Raw genomic sequence first — 18,938 nt, 5'->3', positions numbered from 1 at the left:
TTCAGAAACAATTCAGGTAGAGGATCTTTCATCTTGCAGTGTCTTACCGATCTTCCACTATCATCGGCTCGCTTAAAGAATGGCAAGAGGCTTTTCTGTTCTACTCTTCTTCATGATCTCCAGGAACGATCGAAATATCGATTGCCTGAGTATCGAATGCTGTGATTGGTGCTTCCATGATTCCTGTGTCTGAGTTTACATCAGTTTGATTTTCATTGTCAAGTTGTTTTGCCAAAACTTCTTTGATTACTTCATGACTATCTGTGACATAACTTGAGAATGGTTGTAAAATCTCATCCCATTCTGGACTCTTCACTTGTTCTAATTGTGATTCTAACATCAAGCTGATTCTTTGATGGAACACACGTGTTTTTTTCTTCAGATCTTCTGTTTCAGTTGCTAATTGTTTTGCTTTTTCAGTAGCATCTGTCAAGATTTTTCTTGCTTTTTCTTCAGCATCTGTCGTCAATTGGTGCGCACGTTTTTCAGCTGTGGCTACCAATTCATCTGCTTTATTTTGTGCAGAAGTAACGATCACTTCTGATTCTTTACTTGCACTAGTTTTTACTTTATCTGCAGTATCTTGGGCAACGATGATCGATTGATTCAACGCATCTTTTAATTCATTGAAATATTCGAGTTTTTCTTCTGAATGTTTCACTGCTTTTTCAAGTTCACGATTTCTTTGTGTTACTTCTTCGTAATCACGAACAACTAAATCTAAGAAATCATCTACTTCGTCTTGATTATATCCCCGCATTTTTGTCGGGAATGTTTTATTTTGGATATCTAATGGAGTTAAAGCCATGAGTAAACCACCTTCTTGTTTTATTTACGTAATACACCAAACAATACTCTATACTTTTCTTTTTTAGTTTTCCCCTCAAGTCCCTGTATTTGGATGCGACCAAAACCTCTGATCGAAACAATATCCAGTAGCTCAAGTAAAAAGTCGGGTCGAGTGTTTTCAGTCCAATTCACTTTTACTTTACCTGACTCAATCAACTGTTTTGAACGTTGTCTGGAGATATTATAAATCTCTGAGATGACACTGTCTAGTCTCAATGAAGCAACAGTACCTCTTTCTTCAGTCCAACTATCTTTGGGCAGAATCAATTCTGTATACTTCTTCGGTTCTAAACGAACAGCGACCTTACCAATTTTTGTTACTTGAGTTACAACAAACTGTTCTACTTCTTGTGCGATGAAGACTTGCCAACGTTCCCCGTCAGAAATGATATCGCCAAAGTAAGAACGTTTGATCCCAGTACCAACCAATGTACCCAGAATTTTTCCATGACTCAAACTGGCAAATTTGCTTGGATAGTGAATCTCATATAATGAAACTTCAAAATCCTCATCTTCAGGTTGATAATATTCGGGGAAAATCAAACATCTCTTCCGTTCCGCCTGCTCATATCCCCCATAAAAAGAATAGCGTAGTTCGGTCTCTTGTCGAACCAACGTTTCTAATATATAGGATTGTCTTGGATCTAGAAAATCTGTAAGATACGGCGCATATTGACCCTGGACCTGTTCGATCCAATCACCAACTGAGTCAATGAAAGAACGTTCATCCGCACGGAAATGCTGATATACATTTGCGTCCATTTTTCCCCCTCCTATTTTTCTCTCTGATTCGTTGATCAGTAAACTGCCATCATCAACCATAGGACGATTTGTTGCAGTCCTTGTACCGCTAAATTCAAAATGAGAATCGATGCCAAGATCGTGAAATCAAAGCCGCCGATCCGTAAAGGAAGTCGTTCGAATAACTGTATATATGGTTCGCATATTTTAGCTAGGAACCGACCGATTCCTGATTGGTATCCTCCCGGAAACCAAGATAACAGTGCATAGACCATCAACAAGATACTGTAAAAATATGCTGCTTGCCCAAGCAAATTAAGTAACATAAAAATAGTATAAATCGTAGTTCCTCCTCTTATAGGTCAAACATGTTCACGTCCGCAAACGATTGAGCCGTTGAACTATCGATTTCCATACCTGTAGGCGTACATAGGAAGATTTCGTCTCCCACACGCTTGATATCACCGTCTAGTGCATAGACAGTTCCAGTTAGAAAATCAACGATTCTTCTTGCTTGTTTTTCTTCCACAAGATGAAAATTAACTAACGTGGCTTCTCCAGCGATGATCCGTTTCGCAATGGTCATCGCTTCAGAGTACGTACGTGGTTCCATGACCGTGATTTTTCCAGCTAAATTTGTCTTTGGTGTAAATGAAGATTTTGTAGCTTCTTCTTTACGGACATTTTTAGCAGATGATTGATGTAATTCAATTACTTTTTTTGTTTCTGGTTGTGCAGTTTCACGGGTCACAGGACGTGTAGTCCTTTGTTGTTCACGTGGTTTTGAGACCACCGTTGTTTTGGGTTGACTCATCTGCACTTGTGTTGGTTTATTCTTAGTCGGCTGTGTTACAGCTCTATTAGTTGTTTCAGGGTATTCTTCGTACTCTTCTTCATCAGCTAATCCGAAAAAATTAGCAATTGCTCCTCTATTTAAAAGCGGCATTATTGTTCCTCCTCGTCTTTGAATAACGCTGTCCCTACACGAATGAATGTAGCACCTTCTTCGATTGCCAATTGGAAATCTTGACTCATTCCCATGCTTAATTCTGTACATGGTGCATGTGGAAGTTCTTTCTTCTGAACAAGATCACGCAACTCTTTCAGCGTTCCAAACACTTTACGAATTTGGTCAGCAGAAGCATCTTTAGGCGCCATTGTCATCAAACCGACAACTTTTATCTTAGTTAATGAAGCCAACGATTCTAAAAAAGGAAGAAGTTCATCTGGGGATATCCCTTGTTTTGACTCTTCACCAGAGACATTCACTTCTACAAAACAAGCAAGTTGTTTTTCTGCTCTTTTTTGGATCTCTTCTGCTAATCTTAAACTGTCCAACGCATGAAAGTAATCAATTTCATTTACAATCAATTTTACCTTTCTGCGCTGTAAATTACCAATTAAATGCCACTTGATATCAGGATGATTTTGCAAATCTTGTTTTTTCTGCAATAACTTATCTACGCGATTTTCTGCGCAATTGTTTACTCCCGCTTTAATCAATTCTTCTGCCTTGTCAGAGTCCACAGACTTTGTCACGGCCACTAAAGTAACTTCTTTCGGATTACGATGAACAAGAGCACACGAATCCTGAATGTCTTGCTCGATTTTTAGCAAGTTGTCAGCAATCATGTGCTCTCCCTCTCCCTTATTTTTTACGACGGAAAAACGGTGGTGTATTCAATTCGTCATCACCATTTGATTTTGTTTCTTCACGATTGAATGTATCAAATTCTTTTTTTTCAATAGTATCAAAATTAGATTCGTCAACTTTAGGACGGACATTTTGTTCACGTCGGATGTCCCAGTCTCCAAAACTACTTTCTTCGTCTACTGGAGTAGGTTTTGCTTGATCCATATCCAATACTGGTTTTTGAGTAGATGATTGCATAGATGTTTGTCTAGTTGGACGACTAGACTTGCGTTCCTTTTTTGATTCGTCGATACCTGTTGCGATAACCGTTACGCGGATTTCATCGCCCATTTCTTCATTGATCGAAGTACCTAGGATGATGTTTACATCTCCTGTAGCCGCATTTGCAACGATATCAGAAGCATCTTGTGCTTCAAACAATGTCATATCTAACCCGCCTGTGATGTTCAATAGGACTTGTTCTGCTCCATCGATCGATGTTTCTAATAGTGGAGAAGAAATAGCTTTCTTCGTTGCTTCAACTACACGATCTTCACCGCTTGCAACGCCGATACCCATCAAAGCAGTTCCTTGGTTTTCCATTACTGTCTTCACATCAGCGAAGTCCAAGTTCACGTAACCAGGAGCTGTGATCAAGTCAGAGATACCTTGAACACCTTGGCGTAAAACGTTGTCCGCTTCACGGAACGCTTCTAACATTGGTGTCTTTTTATCAACTACTTCTAATAAGCGGTTGTTTGAAATGATCAATAATGTATCCACGTTTTCTTTCAAACGTGCAATTCCTTCTGCAGCAAAACGGCCACGTTTTGGTCCTTCAAAAGTGAATGGACGTGTCACAACGCCGACTGTTAAAGCGCCTAATTCTCTAGCGATTCCAGCTACGATAGGTGCAGCACCTGTACCAGTTCCGCCACCCATTCCGGCTGTGATAAAGATCATATCTGCGCCATCTAATGCTTCTCTTAAAGATTGTTCACTTTCTTCAGCAGCTTTTTGTCCAACTTCTGGTTGTGAACCTGCACCTAACCCACGTGTATATTTAGGGCCTAATTGGATGACAGTTTCAGCTTTTGAATTTTTCAAAGCTTGTACATCTGTGTTGGCAGTAATAAATTCTACGCCTTTTACATTTTCTTCAATCATTCGGTTTACAGCATTTCCTCCGCCGCCACCGACACCGATGACTTTGATTACTGCGCCGTCATTGATATTATTATCAATTGAGAATTCCATATTTTATTCCTCCCAGGATGAATTAATCAAAAATATTTGAAAAGAAACCTTTAATTTTATTCGTTACGTTTTCGCCAGATTTCTTTTGTTCAGATTCGTCATAATCAGTTTCTTCTTGAACCTCATAACTATCATAAGTAGTTACTTCTTGTTCAACAGTCGGATGATGAGCAATAGTTGTTTCCCCAGTTACAGCAATTTTAGCCAATTGGTAAACTTCACTCAAGTTTGCTGAATAATCAACGATACTGATAACATTAGTAAAAACTGGATTACGTAGACCCATTTGATTTGGTACATATAGTTTGACGTTTACACCAAAAATTTCTTGGGCTAGATCAACAACGCCAGGAAGACTTGCTGCTCCACCAGTAAGCACTACTCCACCAGGTAGTTCTAGTGCTTCGATTTGATCTAAAGCAGCTTTTGCTTTGTTAAAAATCTGTTCCATACGTGCAGAGATGACTTCTGACAAATAGCGTTCATCAACTTTCACTGGTTCAGATTGTCCGATCACATCAACTGGAAATTCTTCTTGATCAGAAGTCCGTTCTGGATAAGCATCACCGTAATTGATTTTTAGCGCTTCGGCATTATTGAATGAAGTATTCAATACAATGGAAATATCTTTGGTGACGAATTCTCCACCTTCTTGATCTAGACTGGTAAACTTCAATTGTTTATCATGCATAACAGCCGTTGTTGTTTGGCCCCCACCCATATCAATAACAATCGTACCGAAATCTTTTTCTCCATCTGAAAGGATTGTTTCTGTTAAAGCTAATGGCGTAATGACTAATTCATTTACGACCAATCCTGCATTTTCTACACATTTACGAATATTGTGAACAATAGTTTTTGGTCCAGTAAACAATAGACCATACATTTCTAGTCTGACACCGATCATTCCACGTGGATCTTTGATTCCTTCGAATCCATCCACGGTAAAGTCCTGTGGCAAAATTGATACGATTTGACGTTCAGGAGGAATTGAACGAACTAGGGCAGCTGAAGCCACATTTCGGACATCTTCGTCGGTGATTTCTTTTGAATCTCCGTTAACTGCGATCATTCCTTGGCAATTTTCAACTTCAAGCATGTTTGCGGGCAAACCAACACTTACGCTCTTGATCTGGATTCCTGCTTTTTCTTCTGCTTGTCGTACTGCTCGTTGTATCGCTTGGACCGTTTTATCGATATCAACGATAATGCCGCGGTTAATCCCTTCTGATTTTGCGTTTCCTACTCCAATAATATTCATTTGGCTGTCGATATATTCAGCCACGACAACTTTGACAGATGTCGTTCCAATATCAAGGCCTACATACATTCCTGTTTTTGCCATGAATGGGATTCCCTCCTACTTACTATTCCATATACAAGCGAACAACTAACGTCCGTTTTTAAATATACTTTAATAGATATATTCACTGCTTTCAATTCTACCATAAATTACTGGTTTTTAGAAAGTAGATTCTCACTTTTTAAAGTTGTTTTATCAATTTTCTGTTGAAATCGAAGAAGACGAACTTGAATTATCGTCATTTTGATTTGTTTCACTTGTATCACCTGACGTATTCCCTGTCTGTTCCGACTCACTTGGTACTGTTTCTTCTGATGAAGGTTCGGAACTCGCAGAGGATCCATTTGTTTGTTCTGTCGTTGTTTCCATCGAATTTGTTCCAGAGGTCTGTTCTGCTTCTGCACTGCTTTCTGAATAAGGATAGGAGAAAATACCGACTTCCATATCGATCACACCTTTTTCATCCATATCTTTTGCTACTTGTGCGTAGTATTTCATTTGACTAGCTAGATTTTGGATATTTACAATGACTTGGTTGCCATCATTCATATTCAATCGGAGCAAGTTTTTATTCGTATCACTTGGTGTATATTTGATTTCAGAAATTGCTTTTTGCAATTCAGCTGACAGTTTGTTGTATTCCTTTGTTAATGATTTGATTTTTTCATTGTTCGTGAATCCATCTAAGATAGGAAGATTTTTTGTGGGATTAGCCACTTTTTCACTTAGAACTGTCCCATTTTCCATTACAGGATAATACTGCCCGTTTTTCGTTACTAAAGCAATTTCTTTGTACTCTTTGACTTTTAAAGTAAACGTATTGAGCGTTTTAAAACTGATTTGTGCATTTTCGATCCGTGGCTGTTCTTCTTTCAAATTGTTGATGTAGTCAGCCTTATGCCAGTATTGTTTCCAAATATTCGTACCCATCGTTAACTTCGTATCCGTAATGACTGTCTGGGCAGCGACATTTTCGTTGCCCGATACAGTGACTGCTTGCAACTTGCTGTATGGAGATACGTAATAAATCAAAAAGATCAATGGTATACCTAGAATCGTGATAATCAAAGCCAAGCGCCGATACAATACTTTATTTCGCTGATTTTTTAGATTGGGCAATCGATTGAGGAAAGAACCATTGTAAGGTCCACCCGCTTTTATTTGTTCCGTTTCATCTTCGGATGGAGCGTCATGCTCATGTTCTGGAACATCCTTTTCAGTTGCTGGTTCTGCATCCGCTTCTTGTTCGTCTGGTTGAACTTCATTATCCGTTTTTTTCGTTGCTTCTTTTTCTTTTTTACCATGTTCTGCTAAATATTTCCGGTTGGCCTTTTGCCAAGGAGTTAGATTGTTCTCATCAACAGATTGATTCGGCAAATTTTCTGGTTCTTTTTTCTTACTCACTTTAGACCACCCGCCTTTATTTCTGAATAACAGCTTCTACTAATCGATATAGCCGTTCTGAGGCATCTGGAATCCCTTGTTGTTTAGATGCCTCGGACATGCTTTGTTGCAGCTTGTCGTTTGTCATGATTTCTTCGATTGCATTTCTCAATGTTTTTCCTGTCAACTCGTCATCTTTGATCATCTTAGCTGCATGCGCATGCACTAAACTCATGGCATTTTTTGTTTGGTGATCATTCGTCACATAAGGACTTGGGATCAAGATTGCTGGCAAACCGATCGCCGTTAGCTCAGCGATGGAAGTGGCTCCCGCTCTACCGACTAGTAAATCACTCGCAGCCATGACTTCTGCCATTTTAGAGATATAGGGTTGGACACTAACGTTTGGTGAAGCATTTATTTTTTCTCTCACTGCTTCATAGTAACGCTCGCCAGAAGCATAAAGCACTTGATAATCCGTACTTTCAAAATCAGTCAAAAAATCTGTTACAGCTTGATTTATTTTTAGCGCTCCTTGGCTTCCACCAAAGATCAGGACAGTCTTTTTATTGGGGTCCAGTCCAAACGATTCGACGATATCCGTCTTATTCATATTCGCTACTTCTTGTGCACGTGGATTGCCCACTAACACAGATTTTTCTTCTGGAAAAAATGCTTGAGCATCCTTAAAGGAAATAGCGATTCGATCCACGTAGCGACTTAAAAATTTATTCGTCATCCCTGGGACACTGTTTTGTTCATGGATGATCGTTGGAATATTTGATTTTGCAGCCGCATAGACGACGGCTCCTGAAACATAACCGCCTGTACCAATCACAACATCTGGTTGAAATTCTTTTAAAATTTTTTTTGCTGAACGGATACTTTTCAAGAATAGTTGGACTGTTTTAACATTGTACAGTGAAATTTTTCGTTTAAATCCTTGGATCTCTAAGGTACGAAATGGAATCCCTGTTTCTGGAACAATCTTATTCTCCAACCCTCTTTGTGCACCAACATACATAAATTCAGCATTTGGCACTTGTGTTTTAACATAATTGACGAAGGCTAATGCTGGATAGATATGTCCTCCAGTTCCTCCACCTGTAACCAAAATTTTCATTAATTATCGCTCGCTTCTACATTTTCTAGTTTATTGATAGCGTCCATAAAGCGTTCGCCTCTGATTTCAAAGTTAGGGTATTGATCCCAACTAGCGTTAGCTGGTGACAATAAGATCACGTCGCCTTCTCCACTTAAGCAAAGAGAAACAGGCACTGCTGATTCAGCATTTTCCGCTGTTTCAATAATAGGAATACCTGCTTTTTTGCCAGCCTCCATCAATTTCTCTTTTGTTTCACCAAAAACGATCAATGCTTTAAGACCTGTTAAGGAAGGAATCAATGCATCAAATGAATTCCCTCGATCTAGCCCACCAGCGATCAATACTAAGTTTTCTGGTGTAAATCCACTTAAAGCCATTTTTGTCGCTAAAATATTCGTGGCTTTTGAGTCATTATAAAATTTACGTCCTTGAACTTCCCCTACATATTGCGTACGGTGTGGTACACCATGGAAAAGCTGTAATGTTTGTTTGATTGCGGTATTAGATACCCCATACAATTTAGCAACTGAAATGGCGGCCAATGCATTTTCAACATTGTGAGCGCCTGGCACACCCATTTCAGAACTATCCATGATTTTTTCTTGATCATAGAAGATACTTCCATTCAATGAATAGGCACCTTTCGACAATTCTTGTTCTGTTGCAAATGGTAAAACAGTTGCTTTTGTCGTTTTGCTTAGTTCTCTTAATTCAGACTGATTCCAGTTGAGGATCAAGTAGTCTGATTCAGTCATATTTTTTTGAAGTTGCCATTTGGCTTTGACATATTCATCACGCGTACCATGATAATCAATATGCGCTTCATAAATATTCGTGATCACAGCAATGTGAGGACGAAATTCAGTGATTCCCATCAATTGAAAACTTGATAATTCCATCACGATTTTATCTTCTTTAGTTGCTTCTTGTGCCACACTACTTGCAGGATAACCAATATTTCCAGCTAAGCGAGCAATGCCATCATTTTTTTCAGCATTCAATAATAAACCAGTCATGGTGGTAGTTGTCGTTTTACCATTCGTCCCAGTGATGCCAATAATCGGACATTCCGCTACCTCGTAAGCTAATTCTACTTCCGTAATTACCGGAATACCCAGTTCTTGTGCTTTTGAAACGAAAGGATGACTATAAGGGATACCGGGATTTTTGACTAATAACGAAAATTCTTCATCCAATAATTCGATTGGATGACTCCCTGTGATCACTTTTATCCCCATTGACAGCAATTCTTGTGCTTCAGGGTTTTCATCAAAAGGTTTCCCATCATTTACAGTGACAAGTGCGCCCAATTCATGTAACAATTTGGCCGCACTAAATCCACTCTTTGCTAATCCTAAAACAAGGACCTTTTTATTTTCATACGTTGAAATTTTTTTCATTTCCTGTCATCTCCTACCAAATGAACCATAATGTAATCAAAGAAGTCACTAGACTAATTGCCCAAAAAACAATATCGATCTTCCACTCTGTCCAACCACTCATTTCAAAATGATGATGGATCGGAGACATTTTAAAAATTCTTTTTCCAGTTAGTTTGAATGATGTCACTTGCAACATAACACTAGCTGTTTCCACTACATAGATCAAACCAACTAACAATAATGTCCATTCTTGATTCAACATCATTGAGATTGCTGCCAGTAATCCACCTAGGGCAAGTGAGCCCACATCCCCCATAAAGATTTTTGCTGGTTTATGGTTATACACAAAGAATCCCAATAATCCACCAAGTACACTCAAACAAATGACCAGTACATCATATTGCTGTTGATGCCAAGCAATGATTCCATAAGTGGCAAATGAAATACTACCTAACCCTGCCACTAATCCATCAATACCATCAGTTAAGTTCACAGCGTTTGAGAAACCGACTAACCAAAAAATAGCAAAAATTCCGTAGATGATCCCAAGAGGAATCTCAATACCAAAGAAGTTCAGTGTACCGGCATAATTTTCTGAACGATAGACTGCATAGAAAATGATGCCGCCGACGATTTGTCCAATCAGTTTTTGTTTTGAATTTAGACCCATATTTCTTTTTCTGAAAATTTTGATAAAGTCATCTAAAAAACCAATCGCGCCATACAGTGCTAAAACAAATAATAGAATGAAAAGAGTAGGAGTAAGTTGCTCTTGCCAAGCACCTACCCAAATCCCTGTCAATATAGCTGCAACCAAGAACACTAAACCACCCATGGTAGGAGTTCCGGCTTTGACATTATGCCATTTAGGTCCTTCTTCCCGAATTGCTTGTCCTTGTTTTTTCATTTGAAAATATCCAATAAATAGCGGCATTGCTGCAACTGTCATTGCACAGCTACTAACGATAGGAATTAATGCTTGTGTCCACTCCATGCTCTTTTCTCTCCTAATTCTCTTCTTATTCTTCTAATGTAAAGCTTAATTTATCATCGGTAATTTTTTCATACGGCGCAAGGCTTTGTTTTGTGCAATAGCCATCACCGTCGAAAGTTACCTCAATCCCTAATATTTTACCTAATTTCATGATGTCTGCTTTAGACCAACCGGTGACATCAGGCATCAGTTTCTCGCCACCAGTATATAAGATGATCTTTTCACCAGAAATCAATTGATCGCCTTGTTCTGTTGACTGTTTTTTCACCTTTTTACCATCACCAATAACAATTGGTTGTAGTCCGCTTTTTTGTGCATCTGCTGCAGCAACATCTGTACCTAGGTTACGGTAATCAGCCACAGTCACTTTTTCAGTTGCTTCTTCTGTTTTTTCATCTGTTTCTGTTTCTTTAAAGTCCATTGCACGTTTCATCAATGGATTAGCAATTTTTGCTAATGCATCACGGTCATATGTTTTAGGGTGTTTCATCGTTAGATACAATACATATTCAGGATCTTCTGACGGAACCATTTCAACGATTGAATACAAGTAAGCTGTCTCACCTGTTTGGTAACCACCAGTATCAGAAGCAATCTGTGCAGTACCCGTTTTAGCCGAAACATTGTAACCAGGTACACTATATACACCATAGGCACTACCATAATTTTCACTTTCTACCACATCACGCATATATTCGCGTACTTTTTGAGTCGTTTCCTTTGAAAATGGTTGTCCTAATACTTCTGTTTGCGTTGCTCTTTCTTCACCAGTCGTTGGATCGACGATTTTGCTGATATAACGTGGTTGGATCATCGTACCATTGTTTGCTATTGACGTGAATGCCTTCATCATCTGGAAGTTCGTCACTCCGATAGCTTGTCCATAAGCACTCATGGCACGGTCAACGATGTTTATAGTTGGCAAATCGCCTGAAACCTCGTCATCTAAGCCAGAGTGAGTACTTTGTCCAAAACCTAGTTTTTGCAGATAGTTATACCATGCACCACCCATCCGTTGTTCCAACATGACCATCCCAACGTTACTTGACCAAGAAAGTGCTTGTCTCATTGTCAAGACACCTTTTGCGCCATAATCATGGTCATTGATCGTTGCATCTGCAACTTTGATCTTACCTGATTGATACGTTTCATTTTCATTGAATTTGCCTTCTTCGATAGCAGCTGCTGTCGTGAAGACTTTCATTGTAGAGCCTGGTTCATAGCTATCTTGAACCAAGAAATTACGCCAAACGGAATCTTTTTCTTGTAATCCTTCCATTGTTTCTGGATTGAAAGTAGGTCGTTGACCCATAGCTAAGATCTCACCAGTTTTGGCTTTCATTAAGACAGCCGTCAATTCTTCTGGCTGATACTCATCATTGACTTGATCCATCAAGGTTTCTAAATAACTTTGAAGACGACTATCTAAAGTCGTATAAATATCTTGACCATTCACTGCTTTTTCTTCTTCAGCGACTGTCCCTGGTAAGGCATTTTGGTAATTATCTTTTTGATAAATGATTTTCCCATTTTTTCCGCTCAATACATCATTATAAGCAGCCTCTAATCCCAATTTACCAACTAGACCTGTATCGTCCTTATTTGGGACAGCATACCCGATAAAATGAGAAGAAAATACACCATTAGGATACATCCGTGCAGAATGATCTTCAAAATATAACCCAGCGATATTTTCTTTTTTCATTTCTGATTCGATCGTTTGTCTGGTCTCCTGTGAGATATTTTTCCCATAGTTTCCAAACTCTACTTGGTATAGCTCATTTTTCGCACCATCTTGTAGGATCTTTAGTGCCTGGCTCTTTTCGATTGAAAGATTTTTATGCAAAATCGTAGCGATTTTATCAAAATCCTTTTCTTGGGCATACAATTTTTTATCACCAGTTGTATACGTTTTGGATAAGATAGCTTTGATCGAATAAGATTTAGCATCTTCAGCAAGGGCCACTCCATTGCGATCATAGATCGTTCCGCGTTTTGCTTTGACGACTTCACTACCTTTGTAGAGCTGTTCAGTTTTTTCCGCTAGAGAGGTCCCAGCAACATGGCCTCCAATAACGATATACGAAAAACGGACGGCAAATAAAAAGAACAATCCAATACTCGTAGCAAATAAAATGATACCTACTTTTTTGCGATTGTTCATCGGATTTAGATTTTTCTTTTCCATAAACCGCCGGAATTTATTTTTAAGACTCATTTACTTCACTTTCCTTAAATTGTCGTCGTTGATCGACAACCCTTTTTCTTCTGCGATTTTTTTGATTCGTTCAGTACGTGACAACTCGTTCTTTTCTTGTACTAAACTTGTTTTTTCGACATTTTTTTTGTCGATTTTAGTTTGGATCGTTGTAATTTCGTTTTCTACACCACTGATATTCGTACGCAACATTACAGTTAGTATGCAAAGTGCAATCACCGAAAGCGTAATACTTACTACAGCCAGTTTTTCTAAATTGGATATATGTTTTAACCGTTTTGCTGGCGATTGAGGAAGAATAACTTCTTGATTCGAATCTGGCAGCTGATGTTCAGGTTGTTCGACCATATCTGGTAAATCATATGGATATTCTTGTGCTTTTCTTAATTCTGCCATTATTCTACTCCTCTTTCACACGTATTTTTTCAGCAATTCGTAATTTAGCACTACGAGATCGGTTGTTTTCAGCTAATTCTTCTTCAGAAGGAAGAATTGGCTTTCTATTGATCAATTTTAATTCTGGTTGAAATTCTTCTGGAATGACTGGCAATCCTGGCGGTAAATCTCGGACTGTACTATATTCCTTGAACATACTTTTGACGATACGGTCCTCTAACGAATGGAACGTGATCACACTGATACGACCATTTTGATTTAAAAGACGAATCGCTTGTTCTAATGATGCTTCTTCCGCACCCAGTTCATCGTTGACTGCGATTCTCACAGCTTGGAAAATCCGTTTTGCCGGATGACCGCCTTTTCTTCTCGCTGGTGCAGGAATCACATCTTTAATGATTTCTACTAACTCGCCAGTCGTTTCGATTGGGCGTATTTTTCTAACTCGTTCAATTTCTCGAGCGATTTGTTTTGAAAATTTCTCTTCACCGTAGCGAAAGAAAATTTTTACTAGTTCATTATAAGGATATTCATTGATCACATGATACGCAGACAAAGGCGCTGATTGATCCATGCGCATGTCTAGCGGTGCGTCTTGATGGTAGCTAAATCCTCTTTCTGCTTCATCAAGTTGAGGCGAAGATACCCCTAGATCATACAAAATACCGTCCACATGGGAAACATATTTTGTTATCTGCTCTTCTAATTCTCGAAAGTTTGCTTTGATAAAAGTAACCATGCCTTTTTCAACATATGGGGCTAATCGTACTGTTGCATGATCGATTGCTTTTTGATCTTGATCAAATGCATAAAGGTGCCCATTTGAATTCAATTGGCTCAATAAATATTCACTATGTCCGGCACCGCCAAGTGTACAGTCTACATAAATGCCATCAGGTTTGATGTTCAATCCATCAACCGTCTCTTTCAACATGACTGTATAGTGTTGAAATGTTTCAGTCATTAGTCAGCCTCTTCCTATCTTATAGTCCGAAATCAATCATATTTTCAGCAATTTCATCAAAGTTTTCTTCTGCAACTTTGGAAAATTCTTGCCAGTGTTCTTCATCCCATATCTCAATTCGATTTGAAACGCCGATCACTACACATTCTTTTGTCAAAGCAGCATAATTTCTCAATGTGCTGGGGATATTGATACGTCCTTGTTTATCTAATTCACATTCAGTGGCAGCCGAGTAAAAAAAACGCACGAACGTACGAGCATCTTTTTTAGCTAAGGGCATTTCGTTTAATTTGGACTCTAGATTCTGCCATTCACTCATGGGATAGCCAAAAAGACAGCCATCTAATCCTCTGGTGAGGACAAATTCTTCGCCCAGTTCTTCACGAAGTTTCGAAGGTACGATCATACGACCTTTTGTATCAATATTATGCCGATATTCGCCCATCAACATTGAAACTACCCCCGTTCCTCCACTAACTAAAATTAGTCTACCACAATCCCCCACTTTCTACCACCTTTTATGGAAAATCCGAGAATAACTTTTTTATTCATAAAAACTTTTTTAAGAATTAAGCTGTAAAAAGTCTTTAAAAAAACTTTTTACAGCTCGAAACCGTTTTTTATCATAGATACGTAAGGATATTTAAAACGATCAATAGTCCGTAAAAGACGATCGTCAGTAAAAATGCTAACCGCCAAGTCATTTTCAAATAACGCGAATAAATGATTTCATCATAATAATAAGCTTGGAATACAGCAATACATATTGCCATTAAAAGCATGGAAATCATGAAAAATGGTAGGAATGAAAAAGTGGCCATATTACGTGATAAAGCATGCATGCCTCCCCACAAAAAAGGGACAGCAAGATCAGGAGCTTTAATTTTAAAACGACGGTCCAATGAAAATAGTTTTACCAAAAAGTTGCAACCAAATAAGACGATTGCAGGAAAAATATACCAAAATAAAACAATTGGCGTAAAAGTGCCCATCTGACAAAAACTCCTTCTTCTAGTTGTTTCAAGTATACGCTATAAACTTTACACAACTATTTCATTTATTTTAAATTTATACAGTTTTCTTTGCTTTATCGAGTCTTCTACTTCAAATGACGACATCAATCAGAAAAGTTGCCTAGTCCAATCTCCCCAACTGTGTTCGATTGGATTATCCGTTATAATAGAAGAAACAAAGATTTTAGGAGGTTCGACTATGATCAAGTATTTTTCTATGACTAACCAGCAACTAGTAAATACACAAAAAGAAACTGCTGAAACAGTTTGGTATTGTGTGGAACGTCCAAACGAAGAAGAAATCAATGCACTAACTCATCAATTCCAGATTCCTTCCGATTATATTACGTCGATACTAGATGATGCTGAGAATTCAAGAGAAGAGGAATTCAATCAAACAAAACTAACAAAACCAGCGTTATTATTATTACAATATCCTTTTGTAAAGACAAGTCCCAGTGGCTATTTCCAAGTGGATACGTATCCTTTTTCAATTATAGTGACACCTCAAAAAAAGCTTATCACAATTACGAATCACGAACCACTCTTTTTGAAAAAAGTATTCAGTCAAACGTTTGAAAAAAATGATTTATCGACCAATCTAAATATTTTCATGCAGATCATTTGGCAGATCACTTTTTCATACAACACGTATTTGTCTACTTTACAATCTCAATGTGATGTTTTAGAAAAACAATTACGTGTTTCTACGGAAAATAGTCAGCTATATCAAATCATGGATATCCAGAAAAGCTTAGTGTATTTCAGAGAAGCAACAGCCGCAAATTCCACTACACTAAACACTCTGATAAAAAATAAAGCGATCCAAGAAAATCATGCGCTAAGAGCTCATCTACATGACGTGATCATTGAAACGGAACAAGCTAGAACGACTGCCCGCATCCAGTTGAATCTCGTAGAACAAATGAATCAAACATTTTCTGCTATTATATCGAATAACCTAAACAATATTATGAAAATTTTAACTTCTCTTACAATTATTTTAACGATCCCGACAATCATCGGAAGTCTCTACGGGATGAATATCAAACTTCCTATTGCTGAACGGGATGACGCCTTTTTATGGCTGACCCTTTTTATGCTACTCATTAGTATACTAACCGCTTATTATTTAAAAAAGGGGAAGTTTTTATAAACACCCCCCCTTGTCGAATAAAGAAAAAGCATGTAAACTAAGGGCAACAATAAAATTTCGAGGTAGATACTATGCGTGAGAAAAAACAAACAAGTACGTTTTCCAAGATCACCAAAATTGTCATTTGGACAATGCTTATTCTAACTGTTGGCTCAGTTGTTTTAACTGCTGTAATGAGTGTCATGTAACATCGATTGTTTGAACGAAAAAAAGAAGGCTGACAAAGATTTTGTCAGCCTTCTCTTTTTTTCGAATAAACAATGCTCCCAAAACAGCTTCTTCAACCACCGAAAAACACGTTTCAGTTCTTTTCACAATAATCATCTATTGCTGTCTTAGTGTCAACCGCTTATTGATCAAACAAAATACTTAGTCTTGTTTCGCTAAGCGTAGTAATTCTTTTGCATGTTCCATCGTTAAAGGGGTGATTTCACTTCCTGCCAACATCCGTGCAATTTCTTCTTCACGCTGTGCTGGCGCCAATTCTGCTACAGAGGTTTGAGTGCGCCCTTTGATGACATCTTTTTTAATGTAATACTGATAGTCAGCCACGGCTGCTACTTGAGGAAGATGTGTAATACATAACACCTGTGAATAACGTGAGATTTGTGAGATTTTATCTGCGATTGCTTGTGCGACTCTTCCACTGACCCCTGTATCTACTTCATCAAAAATAATACTAGTTACTCCTTGCTCAGAAGAAAAGATCGTCTTCAATGCTAATAACATCCGAGAAAGCTCGCCGCCAGAAGCTACTTTGACTAAAGGTTTCAAAGGCTCCCCAGGATTCGTGGTTATGTAGAACTCCACTTGGTCAAATCCATTCATATCTAGTTGTGCCTTGTCAGATTTTGAAAAGCGTACTTCGAATTCAGTATTTTCCATATAAAGACTTTTTAATTCTTTTAAGATAGATTGCTCTAATCCTTTAGCGATTTTCTTTCGTATCTCATGTAATTCTACTGCCTGTTTCTGAAGTTTCTCTTCTTTTTCAGCCAGTTCACTTTTCATTTTTTCAAGTTGTCCTTCGGAAAAATCGGAAGAGGCTAGTTCCTGAGTGATATCATCATAATAGTTCAAGATGGCTTCGATCGATTCCCCATATTTACGCTTTAATTGACGGATCAGCTCTAATCGTTGATTCACTTCTTCTAAGCGATTCTCATCTAACTCTAGCAAGTCGATTTGACGACTCATATCACCGATTGCATCTTGCAATAAATAATAGGCGCTTTGGACATTTTCAAAAATCGCCTCGTACTCATTATCCAAGTGCGCGATACTTTGCAGCTCAGCTACTGCCAATCCTACATTGTCTACACTGCTCCGCTCTTCCCCGCTCAGCGCACTATAGCCACTAGCTAAACTATCCACTATTTTTTGATAATTACTTAATTTTTCTCGCTCTTCACTTAACTGTTCTTCTTCGCCTACTTCTAATTGTGCCGCAGCGATTTCTTCTTGCTGAAAATGAAGCATGTCAATCCGTTGGACAAAAGATTTTTCATTTTTCTGGATCTTACGAACTTGCCGTTCAAGTTCGCGGTAGCGCGAAAACTCTTTCTGATAATTTTTCTTCTTACGCTGAAATTCATTATCGCCAAAACGATCGAGTAAAACTAAGTGTGCTTCTGGTTGTAACAATTCCTGATGTTCATTTTGGCCTTGGATATCTACCAAATAACTGCCTATTTTTCTTAGATTAGCTAATGTTACGATGTGCCCATTGACACGACAAATATTTTTCCCTGTCAAAGACATATCTCTTCGAACAATCAGGTTGTCTCCATCAGATTCGATTCCTAACTCATTCATCAATGCAGAAAAACCGTCTTGTTTAGGCCACTCAAATAAACCTTCCAGAATACACTTATCTGCACCTTGTCGGATATAGTCACTTGAGCTTCTTCCTCCTGCCAACAGCCCAAGAGCATCAATAATAATTGATTTTCCTGCGCCTGTTTCACCTGTGAGTGCCGTCATTCCCTCATGAAAAGACAACCGCAGTTCAGGAATAATCGCAAAATTAGTAATACTGATTTCTTGTAACATCGCACTCACTCCTTCTATCAAAGGTAATGTAGAAAATCTTTCTTTAATGTCACAGCATCTTCTTCTGTACGCGTAATCATCAGCACGTTGTCATCATCATTAATGATCGAAAACAATTCTTTTTTATAGCGCTTATCGATAAGATTAGCAGCTGCTGATGCATTTCCAGGCAATGTCTTCAAAATCACAAATTTTTCCATTTGGTCAACAGCTACAAAGGCATCTCTCAGTAATTTTTCTAATTTCGTATTCACATCTTCACTTGTTTCTGCCGGAAGACTGTAACGATAACCGCCATCTGAGGCAGGGACTTTGATAAGTTTGAGTTCTTTTATATCTCTAGAGATGGTTGCCTGAGTCACAGATATCCCTTTGTTTTTTAAGATTTCAACGAATTCTTCTTGTTTTCTGATATCATTTTCGTTCAGTAACCGAGTAATCAAACGATGTCGATCCTTTTTTCTCATACGCTCTTCGCTCCTTCGTTTATTC

At 38.3% G+C, this 18,938-nt stretch carries 20 protein-coding genes; 2 read left to right on the top strand and 18 right to left on the bottom strand.

Annotated elements, in window-relative coordinates; all coding sequences use genetic code 11:
• Nucleotides 1–100: 100 nt before the first annotated feature.
• The 16 genes from FGQ66_RS06740 to FGQ66_RS06665 form a co-directional block, all read right to left on the bottom strand.
• Nucleotides 101–808, bottom strand: coding sequence for a DivIVA domain-containing protein (locus tag FGQ66_RS06740; protein WP_005881030.1), 708 nt, complete (start codon nt 806–808; stop codon nt 101–103).
• Nucleotides 809–828: 20 nt separating this feature from the next.
• Nucleotides 829–1,611 carry a YlmH family RNA-binding protein gene (locus tag FGQ66_RS06735; RefSeq protein ID WP_005881032.1) on the bottom strand — a complete coding sequence of 261 codons (783 nt, stop codon included), beginning with the start codon at nt 1,609–1,611 and terminating at the stop codon, nt 829–831.
• Nucleotides 1,612–1,646: 35 nt separating this feature from the next.
• Entirely contained in the window at nt 1,647–1,916 is a 270-nt protein-coding gene (locus FGQ66_RS06730) for a YggT family protein (protein ID WP_113845383.1), read from the bottom strand.
• 29 nt (nt 1,917–1,945) lie between these two features.
• Nucleotides 1,946–2,536, bottom strand: coding sequence for a cell division protein SepF (locus FGQ66_RS06725; protein ID WP_005881036.1), 591 nt, complete (start codon nt 2,534–2,536; stop codon nt 1,946–1,948).
• The gene (locus FGQ66_RS06720; protein WP_016177076.1) at nt 2,536–3,222 is read right to left on the bottom strand and encodes a YggS family pyridoxal phosphate-dependent enzyme; all 687 of its coding nucleotides are present in this window, start codon (nt 3,220–3,222) and stop codon (nt 2,536–2,538) included. The genes FGQ66_RS06725 and FGQ66_RS06720 overlap by 1 nt, the downstream gene beginning before the upstream one ends.
• A 16-nt stretch (nt 3,223–3,238) precedes the next feature.
• The gene (gene ftsZ, locus FGQ66_RS06715; protein WP_005881040.1) at nt 3,239–4,480 is read right to left on the bottom strand and encodes a cell division protein FtsZ; all 1,242 of its coding nucleotides are present in this window, start codon (nt 4,478–4,480) and stop codon (nt 3,239–3,241) included.
• Between the two features lie 22 nt (nt 4,481–4,502).
• Complete coding sequence (gene ftsA, locus FGQ66_RS06710; protein ID WP_081133887.1) at nt 4,503–5,825, bottom strand: cell division protein FtsA; 1,323 nt, start codon at nt 5,823–5,825, stop codon at nt 4,503–4,505.
• A gap of 153 nt (nt 5,826–5,978) precedes the next feature.
• Nucleotides 5,979–7,187 (bottom strand): cell division protein FtsQ/DivIB, encoded by a 1,209-nt coding sequence (locus FGQ66_RS06705; protein WP_138302041.1) that lies wholly within the window; start codon nt 7,185–7,187, stop codon nt 5,979–5,981.
• 16 nt (nt 7,188–7,203) lie between these two features.
• Nucleotides 7,204–8,289 (bottom strand): undecaprenyldiphospho-muramoylpentapeptide beta-N-acetylglucosaminyltransferase, encoded by a 1,086-nt coding sequence (murG, locus tag FGQ66_RS06700; protein WP_005881046.1) that lies wholly within the window; start codon nt 8,287–8,289, stop codon nt 7,204–7,206.
• Nucleotides 8,289–9,671: a UDP-N-acetylmuramoyl-L-alanine--D-glutamate ligase gene (gene murD, locus FGQ66_RS06695; RefSeq protein WP_113845380.1), complete on the bottom strand. Its 1,383-nt coding sequence runs from the start codon at nt 9,669–9,671 to the stop codon at nt 8,289–8,291. The genes murG and murD overlap by 1 nt, the downstream gene beginning before the upstream one ends.
• A gap of 13 nt (nt 9,672–9,684) precedes the next feature.
• Entirely contained in the window at nt 9,685–10,647 is a 963-nt protein-coding gene (mraY, locus tag FGQ66_RS06690) for a phospho-N-acetylmuramoyl-pentapeptide-transferase (protein ID WP_081133891.1), read from the bottom strand.
• 25 nt (nt 10,648–10,672) lie between these two features.
• Nucleotides 10,673–12,865: a penicillin-binding transpeptidase domain-containing protein gene (locus FGQ66_RS06685; RefSeq protein WP_113845379.1), complete on the bottom strand. Its 2,193-nt coding sequence runs from the start codon at nt 12,863–12,865 to the stop codon at nt 10,673–10,675.
• Nucleotides 12,866–13,261, bottom strand: a complete 396-nt coding sequence (ftsL, locus tag FGQ66_RS06680) for a cell division protein FtsL (protein WP_005881053.1) — start codon at nt 13,259–13,261, stop codon at nt 12,866–12,868.
• A gap of 4 nt (nt 13,262–13,265) precedes the next feature.
• Complete coding sequence (gene rsmH, locus FGQ66_RS06675) at nt 13,266–14,225, bottom strand: 16S rRNA (cytosine(1402)-N(4))-methyltransferase RsmH (protein ID WP_081133894.1); 960 nt, start codon at nt 14,223–14,225, stop codon at nt 13,266–13,268.
• Between the two features lie 19 nt (nt 14,226–14,244).
• Nucleotides 14,245–14,676, bottom strand: a complete 432-nt coding sequence (gene mraZ / locus FGQ66_RS06670; RefSeq protein WP_113846239.1) for a division/cell wall cluster transcriptional repressor MraZ — start codon at nt 14,674–14,676, stop codon at nt 14,245–14,247.
• A gap of 172 nt (nt 14,677–14,848) precedes the next feature.
• The gene (locus FGQ66_RS06665) at nt 14,849–15,217 is read right to left on the bottom strand and encodes a DUF3397 domain-containing protein (protein WP_005881059.1); all 369 of its coding nucleotides are present in this window, start codon (nt 15,215–15,217) and stop codon (nt 14,849–14,851) included.
• A 220-nt stretch (nt 15,218–15,437) separates the two neighbouring features.
• On the opposite strand from FGQ66_RS06665, the gene FGQ66_RS06660 reads away from it, so the two are divergent.
• Together FGQ66_RS06660 and FGQ66_RS06655 are read left to right on the top strand one after the other, a co-directional pair.
• Entirely contained in the window at nt 15,438–16,394 is a 957-nt protein-coding gene (locus FGQ66_RS06660) for a magnesium transporter CorA family protein (RefSeq protein ID WP_081133895.1), read from the top strand.
• Between the two features lie 71 nt (nt 16,395–16,465).
• Nucleotides 16,466–16,582 carry a DUF4044 domain-containing protein gene (locus FGQ66_RS06655; RefSeq protein ID WP_005881061.1) on the top strand — a complete coding sequence of 39 codons (117 nt, stop codon included), beginning with the start codon at nt 16,466–16,468 and terminating at the stop codon, nt 16,580–16,582.
• A 181-nt stretch (nt 16,583–16,763) separates the two neighbouring features.
• Here the strand turns inward: FGQ66_RS06655 and recN are convergent, their stop codons facing one another.
• Together recN and argR are read right to left on the bottom strand one after the other, a co-directional pair.
• Nucleotides 16,764–18,446, bottom strand: a complete 1,683-nt coding sequence (gene recN / locus FGQ66_RS06650; RefSeq protein WP_113845377.1) for a DNA repair protein RecN — start codon at nt 18,444–18,446, stop codon at nt 16,764–16,766.
• Between the two features lie 17 nt (nt 18,447–18,463).
• The gene (argR, locus tag FGQ66_RS06645; RefSeq protein WP_005881063.1) at nt 18,464–18,913 is read right to left on the bottom strand and encodes an arginine repressor; all 450 of its coding nucleotides are present in this window, start codon (nt 18,911–18,913) and stop codon (nt 18,464–18,466) included.
• Nucleotides 18,914–18,938: the final 25 nt, after the last annotated feature.

Source organism: Enterococcus sp. BSD2780061688st2 D3 (assembly GCF_005844145.1).
GTDB classification, from domain to species: domain Bacteria; phylum Bacillota; class Bacilli; order Lactobacillales; family Enterococcaceae; genus Enterococcus_B; species Enterococcus_B durans.
Note: the sequence above shows the minus strand (reverse complement) of the source record. Positions and strands in the feature narration are given on the sequence as shown.

Coding starts and splice junctions, on each gene's coding strand:
- FGQ66_RS06740 (WP_005881030.1), bottom strand. CDS start 808: ATGGCTTTAACTCCATTAGATATCCAAAATAAAACATTCCCGACAAAA.
- FGQ66_RS06735 (WP_005881032.1), bottom strand. CDS start 1,611: ATGGACGCAAATGTATATCAGCATTTCCGTGCGGATGAACGTTCTTTC.
- FGQ66_RS06730 (WP_113845383.1), bottom strand. CDS start 1,916: ATGTTACTTAATTTGCTTGGGCAAGCAGCATATTTTTACAGTATCTTG.
- FGQ66_RS06725 (WP_005881036.1), bottom strand. CDS start 2,536: ATGCCGCTTTTAAATAGAGGAGCAATTGCTAATTTTTTCGGATTAGCT.
- FGQ66_RS06720 (WP_016177076.1), bottom strand. CDS start 3,222: ATGATTGCTGACAACTTGCTAAAAATCGAGCAAGACATTCAGGATTCG.
- ftsZ (WP_005881040.1), bottom strand. CDS start 4,480: ATGGAATTCTCAATTGATAATAATATCAATGACGGCGCAGTAATCAAA.
- ftsA (WP_081133887.1), bottom strand. CDS start 5,825: ATGGCAAAAACAGGAATGTATGTAGGCCTTGATATTGGAACGACATCT.
- murG (WP_005881046.1), bottom strand. CDS start 8,289: ATGAAAATTTTGGTTACAGGTGGAGGAACTGGAGGACATATCTATCCA.
- murD (WP_113845380.1), bottom strand. CDS start 9,671: ATGAAAAAAATTTCAACGTATGAAAATAAAAAGGTCCTTGTTTTAGGA.
- mraY (WP_081133891.1), bottom strand. CDS start 10,647: ATGGAGTGGACACAAGCATTAATTCCTATCGTTAGTAGCTGTGCAATG.
- FGQ66_RS06685 (WP_113845379.1), bottom strand. CDS start 12,865: ATGAGTCTTAAAAATAAATTCCGGCGGTTTATGGAAAAGAAAAATCTA.
- ftsL (WP_005881053.1), bottom strand. CDS start 13,261: ATGGCAGAATTAAGAAAAGCACAAGAATATCCATATGATTTACCAGAT.
- rsmH (WP_081133894.1), bottom strand. CDS start 14,225: ATGACTGAAACATTTCAACACTATACAGTCATGTTGAAAGAGACGGTT.
- mraZ (WP_113846239.1), bottom strand. CDS start 14,676: ATGTTGATGGGCGAATATCGGCATAATATTGATACAAAAGGTCGTATG.
- FGQ66_RS06665 (WP_005881059.1), bottom strand. CDS start 15,217: ATGGGCACTTTTACGCCAATTGTTTTATTTTGGTATATTTTTCCTGCA.
- FGQ66_RS06660 (WP_081133895.1), top strand. CDS start 15,438: ATGATCAAGTATTTTTCTATGACTAACCAGCAACTAGTAAATACACAA.
- FGQ66_RS06655 (WP_005881061.1), top strand. CDS start 16,466: ATGCGTGAGAAAAAACAAACAAGTACGTTTTCCAAGATCACCAAAATT.
- recN (WP_113845377.1), bottom strand. CDS start 18,446: ATGTTACAAGAAATCAGTATTACTAATTTTGCGATTATTCCTGAACTG.
- argR (WP_005881063.1), bottom strand. CDS start 18,913: ATGAGAAAAAAGGATCGACATCGTTTGATTACTCGGTTACTGAACGAA.